This window comes from Halobaculum saliterrae, assembly GCF_009831625.1.
Taxonomy (GTDB): Archaea; Halobacteriota; Halobacteria; order Halobacteriales; family Haloferacaceae; genus Halobaculum; species Halobaculum saliterrae.
In genome coordinates this window covers 274913-292678 of record NZ_WUUS01000004.1, presented here as the reverse complement: position 1 = coordinate 292678, position 17766 = coordinate 274913, and the positions used below count along the sequence as shown (strand labels likewise).

Below are 17766 nucleotides of genomic sequence, written 5' to 3'. Positions count from 1 at the left end.
GGTAGCCGTTCGTACACCATGAATGTTGCCAGATCGTCCATTCGTTTGCGAGTTCGAAGAGGAAATCTCTTCGATGACTCCGTCGGCGATATAGTCTCGCTTCGTTCCGCGGGGAGTTCGGACCGGGGCGAGCGATCCGGATCGACGGGTCGCGTCCCTCACCGACGGACCCGCTATCCCCGGGTTTATTCGCCGCGCGGCCCTGTGATCCGTCGATGGAATACGTGCAGGAGCGCGTCGCCACGCTCCACGCGTTCGGCGAGGGGGCGCCCGACGCGCCGACGGACCGGGCGGCCGTCGTCGTGCCGATGACCGAACGCGAGTACGCGGGGCTCGCCGCCGAGCGCGTGCTCTCGGAACTCGAGGCGCTCGACCCCGAACGAGTGATCGTCCCGCTGCGCGCGCCCGCCGACCGCGTCGGCGCCTTCCGCGAGTGGCTCGCCGGCTTCGACCTCCCGCTGGAGACGCTGTGGTGCGACGGCCCGCGCGTCGCGGATCTGCTCGACGACGCCGGCCTCGACGGCGAGCGCGGGAAGGGACGGGACGTGTGGCTGGCACTGGGGCGGGCGCTCGACTCGGAGTACGTCGTCCTCCACGACGCCGACACGAAGTCCTACTCGCGGGAGTACGTCCGTCGGCTGCTGTTCCCGCTGGCGAACGGTTTCGAGTTCTCGAAGGGGTACTACGCCCGCGTGGAGAACGAGCAGCTGTACGGACGCCTGTTCCGGCTGTTCTACACCCCGCTGGTGCGCGCGCTCCGCGACTCCGCGCCCGACTCCGAGTTCCTCGAGTACATGGCGGCGTTCCGCTACGCGCTCGCCGGGGAGTTCGCCGCGACCGGCGACGTGGTCGCCGCGATGCCCGTCCAGCGCACGTGGGGGCTCGAGGTCGGCACCCTCGCGGCCGCCTACGACGCGGTCGGCGTCGACGGCGCCGCGCAGGTCGACCTGGGCAGCTACGAGCACGACCACCGGGCGGTGTCCGGGCCGACCGGGCTCTCGGACATGAGCCGGTCGGTCGGCGCGGCGCTGCTGCGCGCGGCCGAGGAACACGGCGTCGACCCGGACTACGACGCGTTGCCGGACGCTTACCGTTCCGCCGCCGCGTCGTACGTCGACCGGTACGCCGCCGACGCCGCGTTCAACGGGCTCGCCTACGACCGGGGCGGCGAGCGCGATCAGGTGCGCACGTACGCCGAGTCGATCGCACCCCCCGGACAGGACACGCGGCTGCCGCCGTGGGAGTCGACCGACCTGTCGCCCGCCGACGTCGCCGCCGCCGCGCGGGCGGACGCACGGGACGCCGCGAACGGCGAGGTCGCCGACGAGTGACGAAGCGGTGAGTGAACGTGTTCGGGGCGACGGCGACCGACCGCGACGTTCGACACGACCGCACGCTTGAAGCCGGACGGGCGAACAGTGAGGGTATGAACTTCGAGCGCGTTCGCCGGCACGCGCCCGTCGAGGTGACGGACGCCGAGCGGCGCGCCGCGGTGCTGGCGCCGGTCGTCGACCGCGACGGCGCGCCGCACGTCCTCTTCACGAAGCGGGCCGACCATCTCGGGAGCCATCCCGGGCAGATGAGCTTCCCCGGCGGCGGCGTCGAGTCCCAGGACGCCGACCTCACCGCGACGGCGCTGCGGGAGGCGAACGAGGAGATCGGCCTGCGGCCCGAGGAGGTCGAGGTCGTCGGCCGCATCGACGACATCCGGACGGTCTCCGAGTACGCGGTCACGCCGTTCGTCGGCACCGCCCCCGACCGCGAGTACGTCCCCAGCGACGACGAGGTCGCCGAGATCGCGATCCTCCCCGTCTCGGAACTGACCGACCGGGAGAACTACGAGTCCGAACGCCGCGACCACCCGCACTACGGGGAGATCCGCCTCCACTTCTTCCACGTCGACGGCTACACCGTCTGGGGGGCGACCGGCCGCATGCTCGTGCAACTGCTCGAACTGCTCGCCGACTGGGAGATGCCACGGGAGGTCGACCGCGTCGTCGACCCGGACGCCGACCTCCCGGTGTGACGCGGTCGACCGACCGGCCCTCAGACGTAGCTGAGAACGACGAGCGCGAGGAAGAACAGACCCAACGCGCCCGCCAGTACGAGGATGGAGGCGACGCGGCTCGACTGGACGACGCTCCGGCCGCCGTCGTCCGAGTCCACGATGAGGTTACTGATGTCCACGGCACCGATAGGCTGCGGGTCCACAAGTAGTCGGCGGCGCCGGGGCGGACGGCGTCGACCGGCGTCGGTGACCGCTCAGACGTAGCTCACGACGACCAGCGCGAGGAAGAACAACAGGAGGACGCCCGCCAGCGCGATCGACGCCTTCACCCAGCCGTCGACGCTCCCGTAGCGGTCCGTGATCGACCGCTCTCCGCTCGTGACGATCGGACCGCGATCGGCGCCGCCAGCGTCGGACATACCCGCCGCTGTTCCCCCACGGTGAAGAACCCCAGGCCCGGCGCGTCGATTCTGACGGGAACACCACGCTTATTCCCGCGAACGTGTTCATGTTGAGTATGGCTGCACAGGCGATGGATCGCGTTCCGCGACGGTCCTAGTTCTCCCTCGACACTGCCGCCGCAACTCGCTCCGTCGACGCGACGGCAGCGACCTCGTTCGATCGCTCCGACCGATCTCGACGTGTCGAGAGACTCGACCGACTCCGTCGACTTCCCCGAACCCACCGACTTCGCCGACCTGCCTCACCGCTCCAACCAATGACACTCACCGCATCCGAACCCGCCGACAGCGTCGTCTCCCGAACAGGACTCGACGGAGTCGCGCTCAAGCCGACCGAGTGCGACGTGTCCGTCGCCGCCGACCTCCCGGTCGACCTCGTGTGCCTCGACTACGAGGGACGCGAGGCGCTGCCCGACCCCGAAACGCTCGCCGATCTCGCGGGATCGGTCGACCTCCGGGTGACGACGCCGGTCCGCGCCGACGGCTTCGACCCCCGCGGCGACGACTCGTTGGTTGCGACGCTGCCCGACGCCGCGAAGCGCGTGCTCGTCGCGGGTCACGGCGCGTACCTCTCGGATGCCGAGCGGGAGCGCGCGGTCGCGCCCCGCCTCGGCGACGCGGCGGCCGCCGTTCGCGAGGCCGGCGGCACGCCGTGGGTCGGCACCGAGGGCGTCGAGCGCCTCGCGCTCGCGGCCGGCGGCGTCCAGTACGACCTGCTCTCTCGCTCGACCGAGCGCGACGTGCGCGGACTGCGTGCGGCGGGCTTCGACGGCGAACTCGCCCTCTACGCGCCCGTGGTCCCGACGGACGACGAGGACGCCGTCCTCGACGCCGTGGGCGCGTACGCGGCGCGTCGCAGGCCAGTCCGCGAGGCGCTCCCCGAGGGCGCCGAGACCGACGCCGCGGCGACGGGGCGCGCCCGCGAGGTGCTCTCGGCGGCGGTGCGCGACTTCGCGCTCGTCGGCGACCCCGAGACGGTCGGCGAACGCGTGCGCGACCTGAAGGCCGTCGGCGTCGACCACGTCGTCGGCTACCCCGCGACCGGCGTCGACTCGCTGCGATAACCCGTCACACGCGCCCCGAACGCATTTTGCCCTCGCGCGGACAGCCGGCGCCATGGACCACGCCATCCGCCGGGGATTCGCCGCCGCGTTCCCGGGACGACCCGTCGCCGGCGTCCGGTCGACCGGGCCGTCGTGGAACGACGACAACGAGACCGTCCGGGTCGCGTTCGCGGACGACCGGCGGCCGGCTGCGGCGTTCCTGAAGGTCGCCCTCGACGGCGACGGCTCCCGGATCCGGCGCGAGAGCGCCTGCATCGGGACCGTCGACGCGGCCGACATCGCCCTCCGGGTGCCGGACGTGCTCGCGGCCGACCCGGACGCGGACCCGCCCGTTCTCGCGACGGCGCCGATGGCCGGCGACTCGGTTCTCTCGGCATGGAGTGACGCCGGGAGGGACGGAACGGAGACCCTGACCCGCGCGATGGGTGCCGCGCTCGCTTCCGTGCACACCGTCCGCTTCGACGCTCACGGCGAGATCCGTGGTGAGGCCCGCGATCAACCCACCGCCGGCGGGGCGAAGGGGCTGTCAGTGGACGAACAGCCGTGGACCGAGGTGCTGGTGGGGCGGATCGAGCGGATGCGCGCGATCGCCTCCAGCGACCGGCTTGACGACCACTTCGACCGCGTCGCCGACGCGGTCCGAGAGACGACGGTCGGGCTCGACGACGCGCCGGCGACGCTGGTCCACGGCGACCCGGCGAAGCCGAACGCCGTCGTCGCCGAACATCCCGGGGACGCAGTCTCGCCGCGGGAGCGGCGGGTCGGCCTGCTCGACTGGGAGCTGTCCCACGTCGGCGACCCGGCCCGCGAGGTGGTGCGCGCCGAGCGACAACTGCTCGGCGGTCCCCGCACGGAGACCGCCCCGCGGCTGCGCGCCGCGCTCCACGAGGGCTATCGCGGTCGCGCCGGCGCGCTCCCGACAGGGCTCGCCGAGCGTCGCCCCGTCTACGAGGCCGTGGGGTTCCTCGGGTTCTCGGGGTTCGTCGACAAGCAATCGACTCTCCTCGACGAGAACGAGGACGAACTCGTCGCCTGGGCCGAGGACGAACTGGACCGGCGGCTGGTTCGGGTTCCGCGGTAGGTCGGCCGTCCCCTTCCGCCGGTTCGGTGCGCCCGGAGCAACGCCGACGGCCGTCACCCGAACGCCTACGTCCCCCCGAACGGACCGACCGATATGCGACTGCTCCACGAGGAGACGACGACGAGCGCGGGCGAGGCGTTCGACGACGGCGTCGAGGTGGCGATCCTGCCGACCGGCTCGGTCGAGCAGCACGGCCCGGCGCTCCCGCTGGGGACGGACTTCCTCGCGGCGGAGGCCGTCGCGCGAGGGATCGACCGCGACGACGCCGTGGTGCTGCCGACCGTCCCGGTGGGCGTCTCCGCGCACCACCGCCAGTTCGACGGGACCCTGTGGGCCGAGCCGGAGACGTTCGAGGACTACGTCGGAGAGGTCGCGGCGTCCGTCGCCAGCCACGGCGTCCGGAAGCTCGTGTTCTGCAACGGGCACGGGGGGAACAGCGACGCCCTTCGTCGGGCGGCCCGACGGCTCCGCGGCGACCAGATCGCGTACGCCGCGCCGTGGAACTGGTGGTCGAGCCTCGACGGCCTCGACGAGGAGCTGTTCGACCAGTCCGGCATCGGCCACGCCGACGCGATGGAGACGAGCATGGTCGCCCACCTCGCGGGCGACCTGGTGCGCGAGGGGCTGCTGGAGGAGGCCGAGGACGGCGCCGCCGACTCGTGGGGGATGGAGGTCCACGGCGCCGCCGTCGGCTTCGACACCGCGGACTTCTCGGAGTCGGGCGCGGTCGGAACGCCGACCGAGGGAACCGCGGAGAAGGGCCGGAAGCTGTTCGAGCAGGCGACCGGCGAGCTCGACGCGCTCGTCGGCTGGCTGGCCGATCAGCCGTTCGACGCGCTCATGCCGGAGCCGCACCGCTGATGGCCGGGCGCGATCCGGACGCCGGACCCGCATCGGGGGCCGGCGACGGCATGCGCGTCGCGGTCGTCGGCGGCGGCGCCTTCGGCGTCACCGCGGCGTACGACCTGGCGGTCGCCGGCGCCGACGTGACGCTGTTCGAGAAGGGGGACATCGGCTCGGGCGCGTCGGGCCGCGCCGCCGGCGTCCTCTACGACGCCTATGCGGAGGACATCGACGCCGAGATGGGGGCCCGCGCGCTGGAGCGCTTCCGGCGGCTCTCGGGAACCGGCGAGTTCACGTTCACGGAGTGCCCGTACGTGATGCTCGCGCGCGAGGGCGACGACGACCTCGCGGAGGCGATCCGCGGCGCGGCCGGGCGGATGCGCGTCCACGACCGCGACGTCGAGACCCTCGGCGGCGACGAGCTGGGCGAACGGTTCCCGAGCCTTCAGGTCGACGACGTGGCCGTCGCGGCCGTCGCGCGCAACGCCGGGTGGACCGACCCCGGGAGCTACGTGGCCACGGTCGCCGACCTCGCCGCGTCCGCGGGCGCGGAGATCCGGACCGACAGCGAAGTCGCGGTGTCGACGGCGCCTCCGGGCGTGGCCGTCGCCGACGAGGCGCCCGTGACGCGGCGCTTCGACGCCGTCGTCGTCGCCGCCGGCGCACACACGAAGCGGCTGCTCGCGGACGCCGGGATCGCGGTCCCGCTGAAGCCCTACCGCGTGCAGGCGCTCGTCTCCGGGCGCGCGTTCGACGGGCCGATGTGGTACGACGCCTCGGCGGGGGCGTACGCGCGCCCGCACCCAGCGGGCCTGCTCGCGGGCGACGGCACCGTCCCGGTCGAGGCCGACCCGGACGAGTGGGATCGGGACGCGGACGACTGGTTCCTCGCGGACGTGGGCGGGACGCTCCGCGACCGCGCGGGCCACGATCCGGACGTGGAGCGCGCGTGGGCCGGGCTGTGCACGGCGACGCCCGACGGCGACCCGCTGCTCGGCGAGGTCGCCGACGGCGTCCTCGTCGCCGCCGGCTGGCAGGGACACGGGTTCATGCGCGCGCCGGCGACGGGCGAGGCGATCGCACGGCAGGTGCTCGGCGAGCGGGAGGGGGTTCCGCAGTTCGCTCCCGGACGCTTCGACGGCGATGAGGCGTTCGAGATCAGCGAGGGGATGGCCGTCGACACGGACGACGGACCGGAGAAGGGCTGCTGACCGTCGGTCGGGAGCGACTACTCCTCGTCGGCGTCCGCGTCGTCGCCGTCACCGTCGGCCGGGTCGTCCGCGCCGGCATCGGCGTCATCGGCGTCGTCGTCTCCGGCGTCCGCGTCCTCCTCCATGTCCAACTGCACCGGCTCGTCGTCGGCGTTCGCGTCCGCGTCGCTCTCCTCGACGGCGACTGAGCCGCCCGGGGCCTTGGGAACGCGAACGCGGAGCGTGCCGTGGTCGGTGAGCGTCGACGAGGCATCCTCGGGCTCGACGGCGGCGCCCGGGGGAAGCTCCGCGCGGCCGTCGAGCGCGAGCCCGCGGCCGGGGAACCGCATCTCGAACCCCTCGCGGAAGTCGCGGAAGCGGTCGATCCGCACCTCGACGGCGCCCTCGTTGAACCGGACCTGCACGTCGCTGCGCTCGGCGCCCGGGGCATCGAAGACGACGAGGAACGCGTCCGCCGACTCCAACACGTCGTACGCGAGCGGCGACTTCTCCTGCACCGTCGCGACGCCGCGCCCGACGCGGTCGAGCACCGTGTTCATCGCCGACTCGCCGACGTCCTTCAGTCGGTCGGCACCCTCGGCGAACTGGTCTCGCTCCGGCATGGTTACAGCTCGATCTCCTCCAGACAGTCGGTCCCCCCGCACAGCGGGCACGACAGGTCGGCAACAGTGTGGTCGTCCGCGATGTCGTAGGTGTAGTGGTTCTCGAACATGTCGAGCTCGCAGTTCTCGCTGGTGCACTTGACTTCCTTCGTGGCGGGCATACCCCGACTTGGGCCGCACGCGCCATAAACGACGTGGGGAGGGCGGGCCGTTCCGGTATCTCGATCCGCTCCCCCGAGGGTCGCCGCGGCTCGGTCTGTCCCTCCGAGTCGCCGCCGCTTTTGACTGTCGCATCCCTTCGAACACCCGTGCCCCGGATCCCCGATCCGACCGCCGTGTACGGCGTCGACCTCAGCGCCGCCGCCGCGAGCGCGGGCGCCGACACCTGGGTCGCGCGCTGTTTCGTCGACGACGGCACGCTCGTCGTGGACGAGTTGGCGTCGGCCGCCGAGTTCCTCGGTCTCGGTTCGACCGCCCGCGACGACGTGTTGCCGGCGCTTTCCGCGCACCTCGGCGGCGTCGACGGCCCCGCAGTCGCGGGAGTCGACGTGCCGTTCAGCCTCCCGGCGTGGGTGCTCGGCGACCGCACGTGGCGCGAGTTCGTGGCGGCGACGCCCGGGGAGTGGGGCGTGCTCGACGCCGTCGACGACCCGCGCGACCTGTACGACGCGGTGCGTGAGGCGGCCGACGCCGACGCAGGACGGCCGATCCGGCGCGCGACCGACGACGCGCACGGCGGACAGGACCCCGCCGGCTTCCGGATCAAGACGCAGACGTACTACGGCATCTCCGTGCTCCTCCGCCGACTGATCGAACGCGAGGGGGTGTGCGTCCCGCCGGCATTGCCCGCGTCCGCGCTCGGCGGTACCGCCGGCGCCGACGGCGATCAACTCCCCCGCCTCGCCGTACTGGAGACGTACCCCGCGTCGGTGTTCGACCGACTCGACGGCGCCGAGCGAACCGGATACAAGAAGGCCCAACGCCGGCACGTCGAGGCGCGCCGTCGGAACGTCGCGGCGCTCGTCGACGACGGCGTTCGCTTCGCCGACGACGCCGCCCGCGACTGCGCGGTCGCGACCGACGACGCGCTCGATGCGGTCGCGGCGGCGTCCGCCGCCGAGCGGAACTACCAGACGGCGCTCGATCCGGACGACGGTTCGGATCGGACCGAACGACTGGAGGGACGGATCTACGGCTGAGGAGGCGTGAGCGATACGGAACGGAGTCCGACACAACACTCAATAGCTCCGCCGTTCGAGTTCGTGTGGGGTGACACCAATGCGCACGAGACGGCGGGAACGAGAGCGGGAGCGTCGTGCCCGGGAGGCGGCCGACCGGGAGGAACGACGGGACGTCGACGCGACGGTGGCCGACCCGCCGGGGACGGTCGGCGACCTGCTCGACATCCTTGAAGAGGGCGACGGGATAACCTACGAGGAGGCGGCGCTCGTCGGCGGGATCGAGGAGGAGGTCGGCGGGTTCGAGACCGACGGCGACGCCCGGACGCGCGGCGGCTGGTGATCCGGGCGTGTCACGTCCGCGTGAGTGAGCGATCCCGGGTCGCCGGGGAGCGACCCCGGACCGCACGGCTTTAGCCGCTCGGCCCGCCATCGTCGGCTATGACCGCGCCGGATCCCAGCGACCTCTCCGTCACGATCGTCGACGGCTACGTCGACGAGCCGGCGCACTTCGGCGTCCCGCCCTACGTCTCGACGTACCCCCGCTTCACCGCGGGCGCGCTCGTCGACGCCGGCGTTCCCGAGTCGAACGTCACCTACCACACGATCGACGAGCTACGCGACGAGCGCCGCAAGCGGGCCGACGTGGCCGATGCCGACCTCATGATCTACGTCGGCGGGATGACCGTCCCGGGGAAGTACGTCGGGGGGACCCCCGCCGAACCCGACGAGGTGCGCGAACTCGCGTGGACCGCCGACGGCGTCACCCTCCTCGGCGGTCCGGTGCGCTTCGGCGTCGGCGACGAGAACGCCGGCGCACAGGAGATGGAGCGCGACGACCTCGACTACGACTTCGTCGCCATGGGCGACGTGGAGGCGGCCGCCTTCGACATCGTCGAGAGCGGGCTGGAGGGCTTCGGCAACCGCATCCGCGACTACGACGAGGTGTCTCGATGGTCGAGCATGGGCGCGTTCGTGGTCGAGCAGCACCCGAACCACCCCGAGTACCTCATCGCGGAGCTGGAGACCTCCCGCGGCTGCGCCTATCGCTGTTCGTTCTGCACGGAGCCGCTGTACGGGGACCCCGACTTCCGGACCGCGCCGGACGTGGTCTCGGAGGTCGACGCCCTCTCGGACCACGGCGTCCGCCACTTCCGGCTCGGCCGACAGGCGGACATCCTCGCGTTCGGCGGCGACGGCGAGGCGCCCAATCCGGACGCCCTCAGACAGCTGTACGGCGGGATCCGCGAGGTGGCCCCGGACCTGCGCACGCTCCACCTCGACAACATGAACCCGGTGACGATCACCGACTACCCCGAGGCGTCGCGGGAGGCCATCGAAGTGATCGCCCGGCACAACACCCCGGGCGACACCGCCGCCTTCGGCCTCGAATCCGCCGACCCCGAGGTCCGTGAAAGGAACAACCTCCTCGTCAGCGCCGAGGAGTGTCTGGAGGCAGTCCGCGTCGTCAACGAGGCCGCCGGGTGGCGACCCGGCGAGTCGCCCGCGGACGCGCCGAGCTTCGGCGACTCGGCCCCGCGGCGGCTTCCCAAGCTCCTGCCCGGGATCAACCTCGTCCACGGGCTGGAGGGCGAGACCAGCGAGACGTTCGAGCACAACAGGGACTTCCTCGACTCCGTGATGGACGAGGGGCTCATGCTCCGCCGGGTGAACGTCCGGCAGGTGATGGCGTTCGAGGGCACCGAGATGGCCGAGACCGGCGCGCGCCTCGCCCGCGAGCACAAGAAGGAGTTCCAGCAGTACAAGCGGGAGGTGCGCGAGACGGTCGACCGCCCGATGCTGGAGCGCGTGATGCCCACCGGGACCGTCCTCCCCGACGTGTACCTGGAGTACCACGAGGACGGCACCACCTTCGGCCGCCAGCTCGGCACCTATCCGATCCTCGTCGGCGTCCCCGGCGAACACGAACTGGGCCGGACCGTCGACGTGGCCGTCGTCGACTGGGGCTACCGCTCGGTGACGGGCGTTCCGTACCCGCTGGATCTCAACGGCGCCTCGATGAACGAACTGACCGCGATCCCGGGGATCGCGAGCGGGACGGCTGGCGATCTGGTCGTGAACCGCCCGTACGCGAGCGCCGCCGAGGCCGCCGAGGTCGCCGGCGCCGACGCCGACCTGACCCGGTTCGCCGACGCCGGTGTCCCCGGCGTCGACGCCGACGCGGAGTACCCCGGCGCGCCGGCGCCGCGGAGCGCGGACTGATGAGCGGGTCACAGACCGGCGGCGGGGCCGGCACGCACGTCGACCGCTTCTCGGTCCCCGTCGACACCCGCGCGCCCGGCGGGTCGACGAACGCGTACGTCGTCGGAACCGACGAGACGCTGCTCGTCGACCCGGCGGCCCGCACCGACACGCTGGACACCGTCGTCCGCGAGAAGGTCGCCGACCACGTCGCCGTCACGCACACCCACCCGGACCACGTCGGGGCGGTCGCGGCGTACGCCGCCGAGACGGGTGCGACCGTCTGGGCGCGGCGGGGGTACGAGGACCGCTTCGTCGACGCGACCGGCGTCGAGCCCGACCGCACGTTCCTCGCCGGCGACTCGGTCGGCCCGACGACGGTCGTCGCCCTCCCGGGGCACGCCCCCGACGGCGTCGGCTTCGAGACCCGGAACGGCGTCGTCTGCGGCGACGTGGCGGTGGCGGAGGGGAGCGTCGTCGTCGCGGCGCCCGAGGGCGACATGCGCGCGTACCTCACGACGCTCCGTCGTCTCCACGCCCGCGACCCCCCAGCGCTGTTCCCCGGGCACGGTCCCCGGATCGACGACACGCGGGCGACCTGCGCCCGGCTGATCGACCACCGGCGCGACCGAGAGCGCGCCGTGCTCGCGGCGGTCCGCGGGGGAGCGACGGACCTCGACGGGGTGCTGGAGCGCGCCTACGAGAAGGACCTCACGGGTGTCAGGGACCTGGCTCGCGCCACGGTCCGGGCGCACGTCGAGAAGCTGGCACGCGAGCGTCGCGTGCGCTGGGATCCGTCGTCGGGGACCGTCGAAGCTGGCGACGAGTGAGCGTCGTCACGGGTTCGGGGACCGTCGGGTCGGTGGAGGAGCGTCGACTCAGCGGGCGTCGTCGAGCCCGACGAGGCAGTCGGCGTCGACCGAGAGCCACGTCGTCACGAGATCGACGTCGTCGGCGTCCTCGGGGTACAGCGTACACCGGTCCGGTTCGCCGTCGTGGCGAACCACCGCCGCTCGGAGCCCCGACGGGGCCGAGAAGCGGGGGTCGGGCGTGCGCACGTCCTCGGGTGACCGGTCGGATGCGGCCGACATACTCGTGTCAACCCGGCGAACATACTTAAACCTCGCTAAGACGAGTTTCGAGCCCTACCGAGCGCTACAGAGCGGTGTCGCGCGGACGGGTCCCGCCGGCGCCCCGACGACGTTTTGTCCGCGAGGGCCGCACGATTGGACGTGCAGTCGCTGGAGACGGAACTGGAGCGCGCGCGGGACCTCGACGTGGCGGAGTTGGCGGACGCCGTCGAGGCGATCGGCTTCGAGTGCACGCGCTGTGGCGCGTGCTGCAAGAGCGAGGCGGACGACCCCCACACCGCGACCGTGTTCCCTGACGAGGTGCGGCGGCTCCAGGAGGCGGCCGTCGCCGGTGCGTCCGACGATGGGGCCGGCAGCGATGGCGACGACACCGACGGCGAGGCGCGTGACGACGGCGACATCGACGGTGACGACGGCGACGCCCGCGACTGGCGCGACGTGGCCCGTCCGATGCCGTACGGACTGACCGAGGGCGACGACGGCCCGGAGGGCGAGACGTTCGAGTGGGCGCTGCAGACCGACTCCTGTGGCGACTGCGTGTTCTACGAGGAGCGCGAGGCGTCGGAGGCGTCCCCCGGAGACGACGAAGCCGTCGGAGCGGGCGCCTGCCGTGTCCACGCCGACCGGCCGCTCATCTGCGAGACGTACCCGTTCTCCGTCGGCCTCGGCGGGACGAGCCAGCCGATGGGGGAGGTGGTCGACACCGTCGCGCTTGGAGGGAAACGGGAGCACGACGGGACCGACGATGCCGGGGGAGTCGTCCGCGCCCACGAGTGCGAGGGGCTCGGACGCGACATCGACCGTGCCGACGCCGAGTCGCTGGCGAGCGCGCTGAAGGAGCGCGCGGTTCGCGAACTGGAGGAGGCGATCGGCGTCCGCGACGCGTACGAGCCGACCTCCCCGGGACAGGGGGAGGTCGTCGTCCACGACTCGGAGGGGGCCAAGCGCCCGGACGGGAGCCGGGTCGACGAGGAGGGCGACCGGTAGGGAGGTGGGCGCGGGACGAACCGCGTCGCTCCCGTTGGGCGGTAGGTATATGGCACATCGGTCGAACGTGCCGGTGGAGGGTTATCTCCGTGGAAATCTCCGACGAACTCATCTGTCTGTTCAGCGCGGACGTCCGCGATGACGGCGACCGATACACGATCGAGATCCCGAAACGCGAGGTCGACGCCGGGTCGGTGTCCCCCGGCGGCGTGTACCGCGTGGCGCTCATCGAGCGCGACAGGGGCGCCGCCGGCGACGCCGGCTCCGACGCCGACACGACGGAGTCGACCGCGACCGTCGACGGTCCCCAACCGCCGGTCGAGCGCGGCGAGATCCGCTACGTCGAGATCGAGGACCTCGGAAAGCAGGGCGACGGTATCGCTCGCGTCGAGCGCGGGTACGTGATCATCGTTCCCGACACCGAGGTCGGCGAACGGGTGAAGATCGAGATCACCGAAGTGAAGTCGAACTTCGCCGTCGGCGAGGTCATCGACGACGACTGAGGAGGCCGCCGGCCGACCGGATCCCCGGCCGGCCGCGTCCTCCGTTCCGGTTATCGGCGGCGGTAGATCACCGCGCCGATGACCGCCAGCGATCCGACGAGCGCCGCGAGCGCGTACTCCGGCGTGTCGATGCTCCCGCCGAGGCCCTGTCGCTCGACGGTGACGCTCATGGGTTCTGAGGCGTCGTAGCGGTGCGCGTAGCCGTCGGCGTACACGACCGCCTGTATCCCGTGTGTCCCGGGCGTGCTCGCGTCGATCGACTGCGTGACCGAGAGCGTCTCCCCGGGCGCCAGCGATCGGTTCCGGAGTTCGTAGGTGTTCGTCTCGTTGTCGGGACTCACGACGTTGAGGGCGACGATCGCGGTCGCACGCTCCTCGCCGGTGTTCTCGACGGTCAACGACAGCTCCGTCGACTCGCCGGCGGTCAGCGTCCCCCGATCGAGCGACGCCGCGGTGAGACACACCTGTTGGTCCCCGTTCGGCTGACACGACGACGCCTGCGCGCCGGCCGCTCCCCCGACGGCCGGCCCCACCAGCAGCGCCGTGATAACCAGTACGACTGCTCCCCGAACGACCGCGCTCCGCGCTCCCATACCCGCACCCGGTCCGGGAGGCGACCTAAACCCTCGCCCGCGACTATCGAAGCTGAAACTCCGGGCCGAACGGAGCCGTCCGGTCCTACCTGACGACCGTCACCGGGACCGGTGCGTTGCGGACGACCGCCTCCGCGACGCTGCCGAGCACGATCCGCGAGATCCCGCCCCGCCCGTGGCTCCCGACGACGATGTGATCGACGTCGTGGTCGGCCGCGTACTCCACGATGGCGGCCGCGGGCGTTCCGACCCTCGTCGTCGTCTCGACGGAGCCGGCGGTGTCGAGCGAGTCGGCGGCCGACGCGAGCAGCTCCTCGGTCTCCGACTTACGTCGCTCGTACCACTGCTCGGCGCCGCTGGGGATCCCCGTGCCCGGCGTGTATCCGCCCTTTGAGGGGTCGATCACGGACACCAACACCAGATCCGACTCGGGCCACTCGTCGGCGGCGAACGACAGCGCGTCGAGCGCCTGTTCGGACTCGTCCACGCCGATCAGGATACGGTCTGTCATGACCGAACGATACCCCTACGCCGAGAAAAAGGTCGGTTACGAGCGTCCCCCGTCGGCGGTCACTCCCCGTGTCGGGTCACACACACCGGGAGCCCGGTCACCTCTACCGGCTCCGAGTTGTCCGGGGAGTAGACGACCTGCTGGCCCTTCTCCATGTACGGCACCTTCCTCGCGAGCGACGGCGGAATGTTGACCGACTGGATCGCCTCCTCGTCGCCGAGGTTGAGCACGAGCCGGGTGTTCACCTGCTTGAACACGGGGTCGGCGATGTCCTGCGGGTCCTGCGTGATGAGGAACAGCCCGAGCCGCTCCTTGCGCCCCTGCTTGGCCGCCTCGGTGAACTTCGAAACCACCTGTCGCGCCTGGACGTTGTCGGCGTCCGAGAGGAAGTTGTGCGCCTCGTCCATGCCGAGCACGAGCGGCGTCTCGTCGATACGGTCGCTTCGCGGCGAGTTCGAGAGCTTGTCGTCGACGAGCATCGCCGAAACCGCGAGGACGAACGTCTCCTTGGCGCGCGCCGACGAGAGGTGATACGTGGGCACGACGGTCAGCCCGCCGGGGCGAACGAGCGTCGTGTCCAGCTCCGTGATCGGCTTGGCGTCCTGATCGAACACGCCCGAGGGAACGCCGCGCACGCGTCGCTTCACCGCGTCGAACGTCGCCTCGTGGACCCGGCCGGTCTCGTCGAGTTCCTCCTTCAGCGCCGGGTCGTCGAGGAAGTTCAGGAACTGCTGGTAGGTGCCGTCGTCGTGGTTCCGGAAGAAGCGGTTGATCAGCGTGAGCAGCGCCGGGTACTGGTTCTCGTTGAGCGAGGCGCCGGCGACGAGCCACGGCATGTCGTACTCGTCGACCACGGAGAACGGGATCGTGAACTCGACCTGCTCGGCACGGTGCCCCCGGCCGGGGTAGGTGACGCCCGCCTCCTTCGGCACGAGCGCGACGGTGTCGTCGTGGCCGCCGTACGCGACGTTCTCGCGCTCCAGCCGCCGCGCCCACTCGTCGTCGAGCGCGGGGTTGTCGTCGTGCATCTGGGCGTACTCGTCCTGCGGGTCGAACATCACGACCGCCGCGCGCGCGTCGCGGCCGTCGTCGGTCTCGTAGGAGCGCCCGAGGTACTGCCGGAGGACGTTCTTCGCGCCGTGGGTCTTCCCCGACCCCGTGCCGCCGGCGACGAGCGTGTGCCGGAACACCAGCGGGTCGCCGTCCGCGTAGTCGTCCTTCAGCCGGTAGTCGACCGTCGGGGGCTCGGCGGCGGTCCGGACCGTCTCGCCGCCGACCGAGAGGTGGCCCAGGAAGACGCCCTCCTCCGGGATCGCGAGCCCGGTCTTGATCTGCTCAGCGTCGCCGGCCTGTCGGACGAGCGCGCCCGGCTTGGGAACGCGATCGACCATCCGGCGCTTGAGATCGTCGCCCTCGGAGAACAGCACGGCCACCGGCGACAGCTCCGCGATGTACTTGTAGTCGGCCTCGGTGAAGTCGCCGCGACCGGTTCGCATCCGCCGGCGCGCCGTCAGCTCCGTCGCGTCGTCGGTGCGGAACTCCTGGTCGTATTCGAGCGCCGTGATCCGACAGAACAGCTGTTCCCCGTCGGGGTACGGGACGAGCAGGTACGTCCCGATCCTGACGTCCTCGCGGTTGCCGGCGGTGACGAACGCCTTCAGGCTCGTTTCGTCGTCGTCCTCGGCCACGCGCAGCCCCTGCGCGACCGAGACCGTCCCGATCCCGTCGGCGGTGGCCGCCTCGGCGGCGTCCATGGCGTACTGGGCGAACCCGGACTCCGGGTCGCCAGTCGCGTCCGAGCCGGGTTCGGCGCCCGCCTCGCCGTCGCTGCCGGCGGTCGAGTCGGCGCCGTCCGTGGTCACCTCCGCGTCGTCGCCGGCGATCGAGTCGGCTTCGTCGACCCCGTCGACTGCCCCGTCCCCGCCGTTCGACTCGTCGAATCGTCCGGGGTCCTCGAAGTCGCCGAGGTTCGGCTCTCCGGCGTCGGTCATGCCCGGGTCTGTGGCGCGCGGGGTGAAAACCGTATCCGTCGCCGGACGCGAACGGCGGCCGCGTTCGAGACGGACGCCCGCCCCGTTCGAGACAGACGCCCCCCGTCAGACGTGGCGGATCGAGTCCGCCGATGCGACCGCTTTTCCGACGTGGGCGACAACCTGCGGACATGTTACTGGTCCGCGGGAGCGGCGGCGGAACGGCCCTCACCGGCACGATCTACGAACGCGGCGAGGAGGCGCCGTCGTTCAAGGGGGCGCCCGACGAGGACGCGCCGTACGTGTGGGTGTGCGACGCGTTCTACGAGGTCGAGTCCGGCGGCTCGGAGCTGGTCGTCGACGGCGAACCAATCCGCGTCGCCTTCGAGTCGCCGACGCCCCGCGGCTTCGACACGCGCGAGCAGGCGGTCGCCGCCGCCGAGGAGCACGTCCGCACGCAGTTCGCCCGCGTCGGCGTCCCCGAGCGCGACGTGGAGGTCGAGATCGAGAAGCGGAACCCCACGTAGCCGTTCCACCCGCGACCGCCGCCGTCGCCGTCCGTGTACTCCCCTACCGCGATAACACCGGGACGGCCCGACGGCGTATCAGTAGTTTTTTGCTGAACGTGTGTTCAAAATCGGCTCGTGTCCCCGAAATTACGTATCGGCACGGCCCTCTCGAACGGTGTCGACCAGCTGACCACTCGCGGCGGACTGAAGCTCGCGGCCGTGCTCGCGGCGTTGCAGGTGATCGCGCAGGTCGGGCTCAACTCCCTGTTCGCGGACCTGCTGGCGGACAACCTCCCGGCCGAGGCCGCCGCGAACGCCTACCCGCTCGCGCTCCCCGTTCCGGTGGCGGCGTCCGCGCTGATCACCGCGGTCGCCCTGATCGGGACCTTCCTCGTCACTATCGTCGCCATGCGCGCGGTGTACGCCGACATCGATGCGGTTCCCAACGAACGGCACACCCGCCGACTCGGTCGGACGGCAGCCGTGTTGATCGTCCTCTCGGTGATCGTCTCCGTCGCGATCACGGTCGGGTTCGCGATGCTGTTCTTCCCCGGGCTGTTCCTCGCCGTCAGCCTCGTGTTCGCCCAGCTGGCGGTCGTCATCGAGGACGCCGGCGTGGTCGAGGCGCTGAAGCGAAGCTGGTCGCTGACGTCCGGCAACCGGATCCGGCTGTTCCTGCTCGGGCTGCTCGTCGTGGTCGTCGCAGGCGTCGTCGGGGGTGCGTTCGGCCTGCTCGGCATCATCTCCCCCGCCGTCGGGAACATCGTCTCCGCCGCCGTCAGCGGCGTCGCGAGCCTCTTCAGCCTCGCCGTGTTGGTGAGCGCCTACCGCCAGCTCGCCGACACGAACGCGGCCGACTCCCCGCAGGTGTCCGAGCTGGCGGACTGAACCGAGACGTTCGCTCTACCACTCGGTCGCCGCGTCGGCTCCGTTCACGGCTCGCCGATTTTGG

The 17766-nt window shown here is 71.8% G+C and carries 22 protein-coding genes; 14 read left to right on the top strand and 8 right to left on the bottom strand.

The genetic code is table 11. The annotated features are described in order from the left end of the window. Positions 1-215 precede the first annotated feature (215 nt). On the top strand, positions 216-1331 hold the full coding sequence (locus GRX01_RS08245; RefSeq protein ID WP_159665459.1) for a glycosyl transferase family 2: 1116 nt from the start codon (positions 216-218) through the stop codon (positions 1329-1331). A 95-nt stretch (positions 1332-1426) separates the two neighbouring features. Further along, positions 1427-2026 (top strand): NUDIX hydrolase, encoded by a 600-nt coding sequence (locus GRX01_RS08240; protein ID WP_159665457.1) that lies wholly within the window; start codon positions 1427-1429, stop codon positions 2024-2026. Positions 2027-2046: 20 nt separating this feature from the next. On the opposite strand, the gene GRX01_RS08235 is transcribed toward GRX01_RS08240, so the two are convergent. Both GRX01_RS08235 and GRX01_RS18805 read right to left on the bottom strand, forming a co-directional pair. After that, on the bottom strand, positions 2047-2187 hold the full coding sequence (locus GRX01_RS08235; RefSeq protein WP_159665454.1) for a hypothetical protein: 141 nt from the start codon (positions 2185-2187) through the stop codon (positions 2047-2049). 75 nt (positions 2188-2262) lie between these two features. After that, complete coding sequence (locus tag GRX01_RS18805; RefSeq protein WP_201289544.1) at positions 2263-2427, bottom strand: hypothetical protein; 165 nt, start codon at positions 2425-2427, stop codon at positions 2263-2265. 299 nt (positions 2428-2726) lie between these two features. Here GRX01_RS18805 and GRX01_RS08225 point away from each other — a divergent pair, with 299 nt between their 5' ends. From GRX01_RS08225 to GRX01_RS08210, 4 genes are all read left to right on the top strand, one after another. Beyond that, the gene (locus GRX01_RS08225; protein ID WP_159665452.1) at positions 2727-3533 is read left to right on the top strand and encodes a DUF7388 family protein; all 807 of its coding nucleotides are present in this window, start codon (positions 2727-2729) and stop codon (positions 3531-3533) included. A gap of 52 nt (positions 3534-3585) precedes the next feature. Continuing rightward, positions 3586-4614: a phosphotransferase family protein gene (locus tag GRX01_RS08220; protein ID WP_159665450.1), complete on the top strand. Its 1029-nt coding sequence runs from the start codon at positions 3586-3588 to the stop codon at positions 4612-4614. 93 nt (positions 4615-4707) lie between these two features. Then, positions 4708-5475: a creatininase family protein gene (locus GRX01_RS08215; protein WP_159665447.1), complete on the top strand. Its 768-nt coding sequence runs from the start codon at positions 4708-4710 to the stop codon at positions 5473-5475. Continuing rightward, positions 5475-6668 (top strand): NAD(P)/FAD-dependent oxidoreductase, encoded by a 1194-nt coding sequence (locus GRX01_RS08210; protein WP_159665444.1) that lies wholly within the window; start codon positions 5475-5477, stop codon positions 6666-6668. Before GRX01_RS08215 ends, GRX01_RS08210 begins: the two co-directional genes overlap by 1 nt. A 17-nt stretch (positions 6669-6685) precedes the next feature. Here the strand turns inward: GRX01_RS08210 and GRX01_RS08205 are convergent, their stop codons facing one another. Further along, a complete protein-coding gene (locus GRX01_RS08205) occupies positions 6686-7270 on the bottom strand; it encodes an Hsp20/alpha crystallin family protein (RefSeq protein ID WP_159665441.1) in 585 nt (194 codons plus the stop codon). A gap of 2 nt (positions 7271-7272) precedes the next feature. Then, positions 7273-7431 (bottom strand): DUF7559 family protein, encoded by a 159-nt coding sequence (locus GRX01_RS18800; RefSeq protein WP_201289543.1) that lies wholly within the window; start codon positions 7429-7431, stop codon positions 7273-7275. 147 nt (positions 7432-7578) lie between these two features. On the opposite strand from GRX01_RS18800, the gene GRX01_RS08200 reads away from it, so the two are divergent. The 4 genes from GRX01_RS08200 (at position 7579) to GRX01_RS08185 (ending at position 11480) form a co-directional block, all read left to right on the top strand. Further along, positions 7579-8469: a DUF429 domain-containing protein gene (locus tag GRX01_RS08200; protein ID WP_159665438.1), complete on the top strand. Its 891-nt coding sequence runs from the start codon at positions 7579-7581 to the stop codon at positions 8467-8469. A gap of 79 nt (positions 8470-8548) precedes the next feature. Next, complete coding sequence (locus tag GRX01_RS08195; RefSeq protein WP_159665435.1) at positions 8549-8791, top strand: hypothetical protein; 243 nt, start codon at positions 8549-8551, stop codon at positions 8789-8791. A gap of 98 nt (positions 8792-8889) precedes the next feature. Further along, positions 8890-10671 (top strand): radical SAM protein, encoded by a 1782-nt coding sequence (locus GRX01_RS08190; protein WP_159665432.1) that lies wholly within the window; start codon positions 8890-8892, stop codon positions 10669-10671. After that, on the top strand, positions 10671-11480 hold the full coding sequence (locus GRX01_RS08185) for an MBL fold metallo-hydrolase (RefSeq protein ID WP_159665429.1): 810 nt from the start codon (positions 10671-10673) through the stop codon (positions 11478-11480). Before GRX01_RS08190 ends, GRX01_RS08185 begins: the two co-directional genes overlap by 1 nt. 48 nt (positions 11481-11528) lie before the next feature. On the opposite strand, the gene GRX01_RS08180 is transcribed toward GRX01_RS08185, so the two are convergent. Next, complete coding sequence (locus GRX01_RS08180; RefSeq protein WP_159665426.1) at positions 11529-11741, bottom strand: DUF7511 domain-containing protein; 213 nt, start codon at positions 11739-11741, stop codon at positions 11529-11531. A 141-nt stretch (positions 11742-11882) separates the two neighbouring features. On the opposite strand from GRX01_RS08180, the gene GRX01_RS08175 reads away from it, so the two are divergent. Continuing rightward, positions 11883-12728: a YkgJ family cysteine cluster protein gene (locus GRX01_RS08175; protein ID WP_321167976.1), complete on the top strand. Its 846-nt coding sequence runs from the start codon at positions 11883-11885 to the stop codon at positions 12726-12728. An 89-nt stretch (positions 12729-12817) separates the two neighbouring features. Continuing rightward, a complete protein-coding gene (locus GRX01_RS08170; RefSeq protein ID WP_321167975.1) occupies positions 12818-13231 on the top strand; it encodes a TRAM domain-containing protein in 414 nt (137 codons plus the stop codon). 50 nt (positions 13232-13281) lie between these two features. On the opposite strand, the gene GRX01_RS08165 is transcribed toward GRX01_RS08170, so the two are convergent. The 3 genes from GRX01_RS08165 to GRX01_RS08155 form a co-directional block, all read right to left on the bottom strand. After that, the gene (locus GRX01_RS08165) at positions 13282-13824 is read right to left on the bottom strand and encodes a CARDB domain-containing protein (RefSeq protein ID WP_159665420.1); all 543 of its coding nucleotides are present in this window, start codon (positions 13822-13824) and stop codon (positions 13282-13284) included. 85 nt (positions 13825-13909) lie between these two features. Then, a complete protein-coding gene (locus tag GRX01_RS08160) occupies positions 13910-14335 on the bottom strand; it encodes a universal stress protein (RefSeq protein WP_159665417.1) in 426 nt (141 codons plus the stop codon). A gap of 59 nt (positions 14336-14394) precedes the next feature. Further along, positions 14395-16326 carry an ATP-binding protein gene (locus GRX01_RS08155; protein WP_159665414.1) on the bottom strand — a complete coding sequence of 644 codons (1932 nt, stop codon included), beginning with the start codon at positions 16324-16326 and terminating at the stop codon, positions 14395-14397. A gap of 170 nt (positions 16327-16496) precedes the next feature. Here GRX01_RS08155 and GRX01_RS08150 point away from each other — a divergent pair, with 170 nt between their 5' ends. Then, positions 16497-16832 (top strand): DUF7113 family protein, encoded by a 336-nt coding sequence (locus GRX01_RS08150; RefSeq protein WP_159665411.1) that lies wholly within the window; start codon positions 16497-16499, stop codon positions 16830-16832. A 117-nt stretch (positions 16833-16949) separates the two neighbouring features. Next, entirely contained in the window at positions 16950-17702 is a 753-nt protein-coding gene (locus GRX01_RS08145; protein ID WP_201289542.1) for a hypothetical protein, read from the top strand. Positions 17703-17766 lie beyond the last annotated feature (64 nt).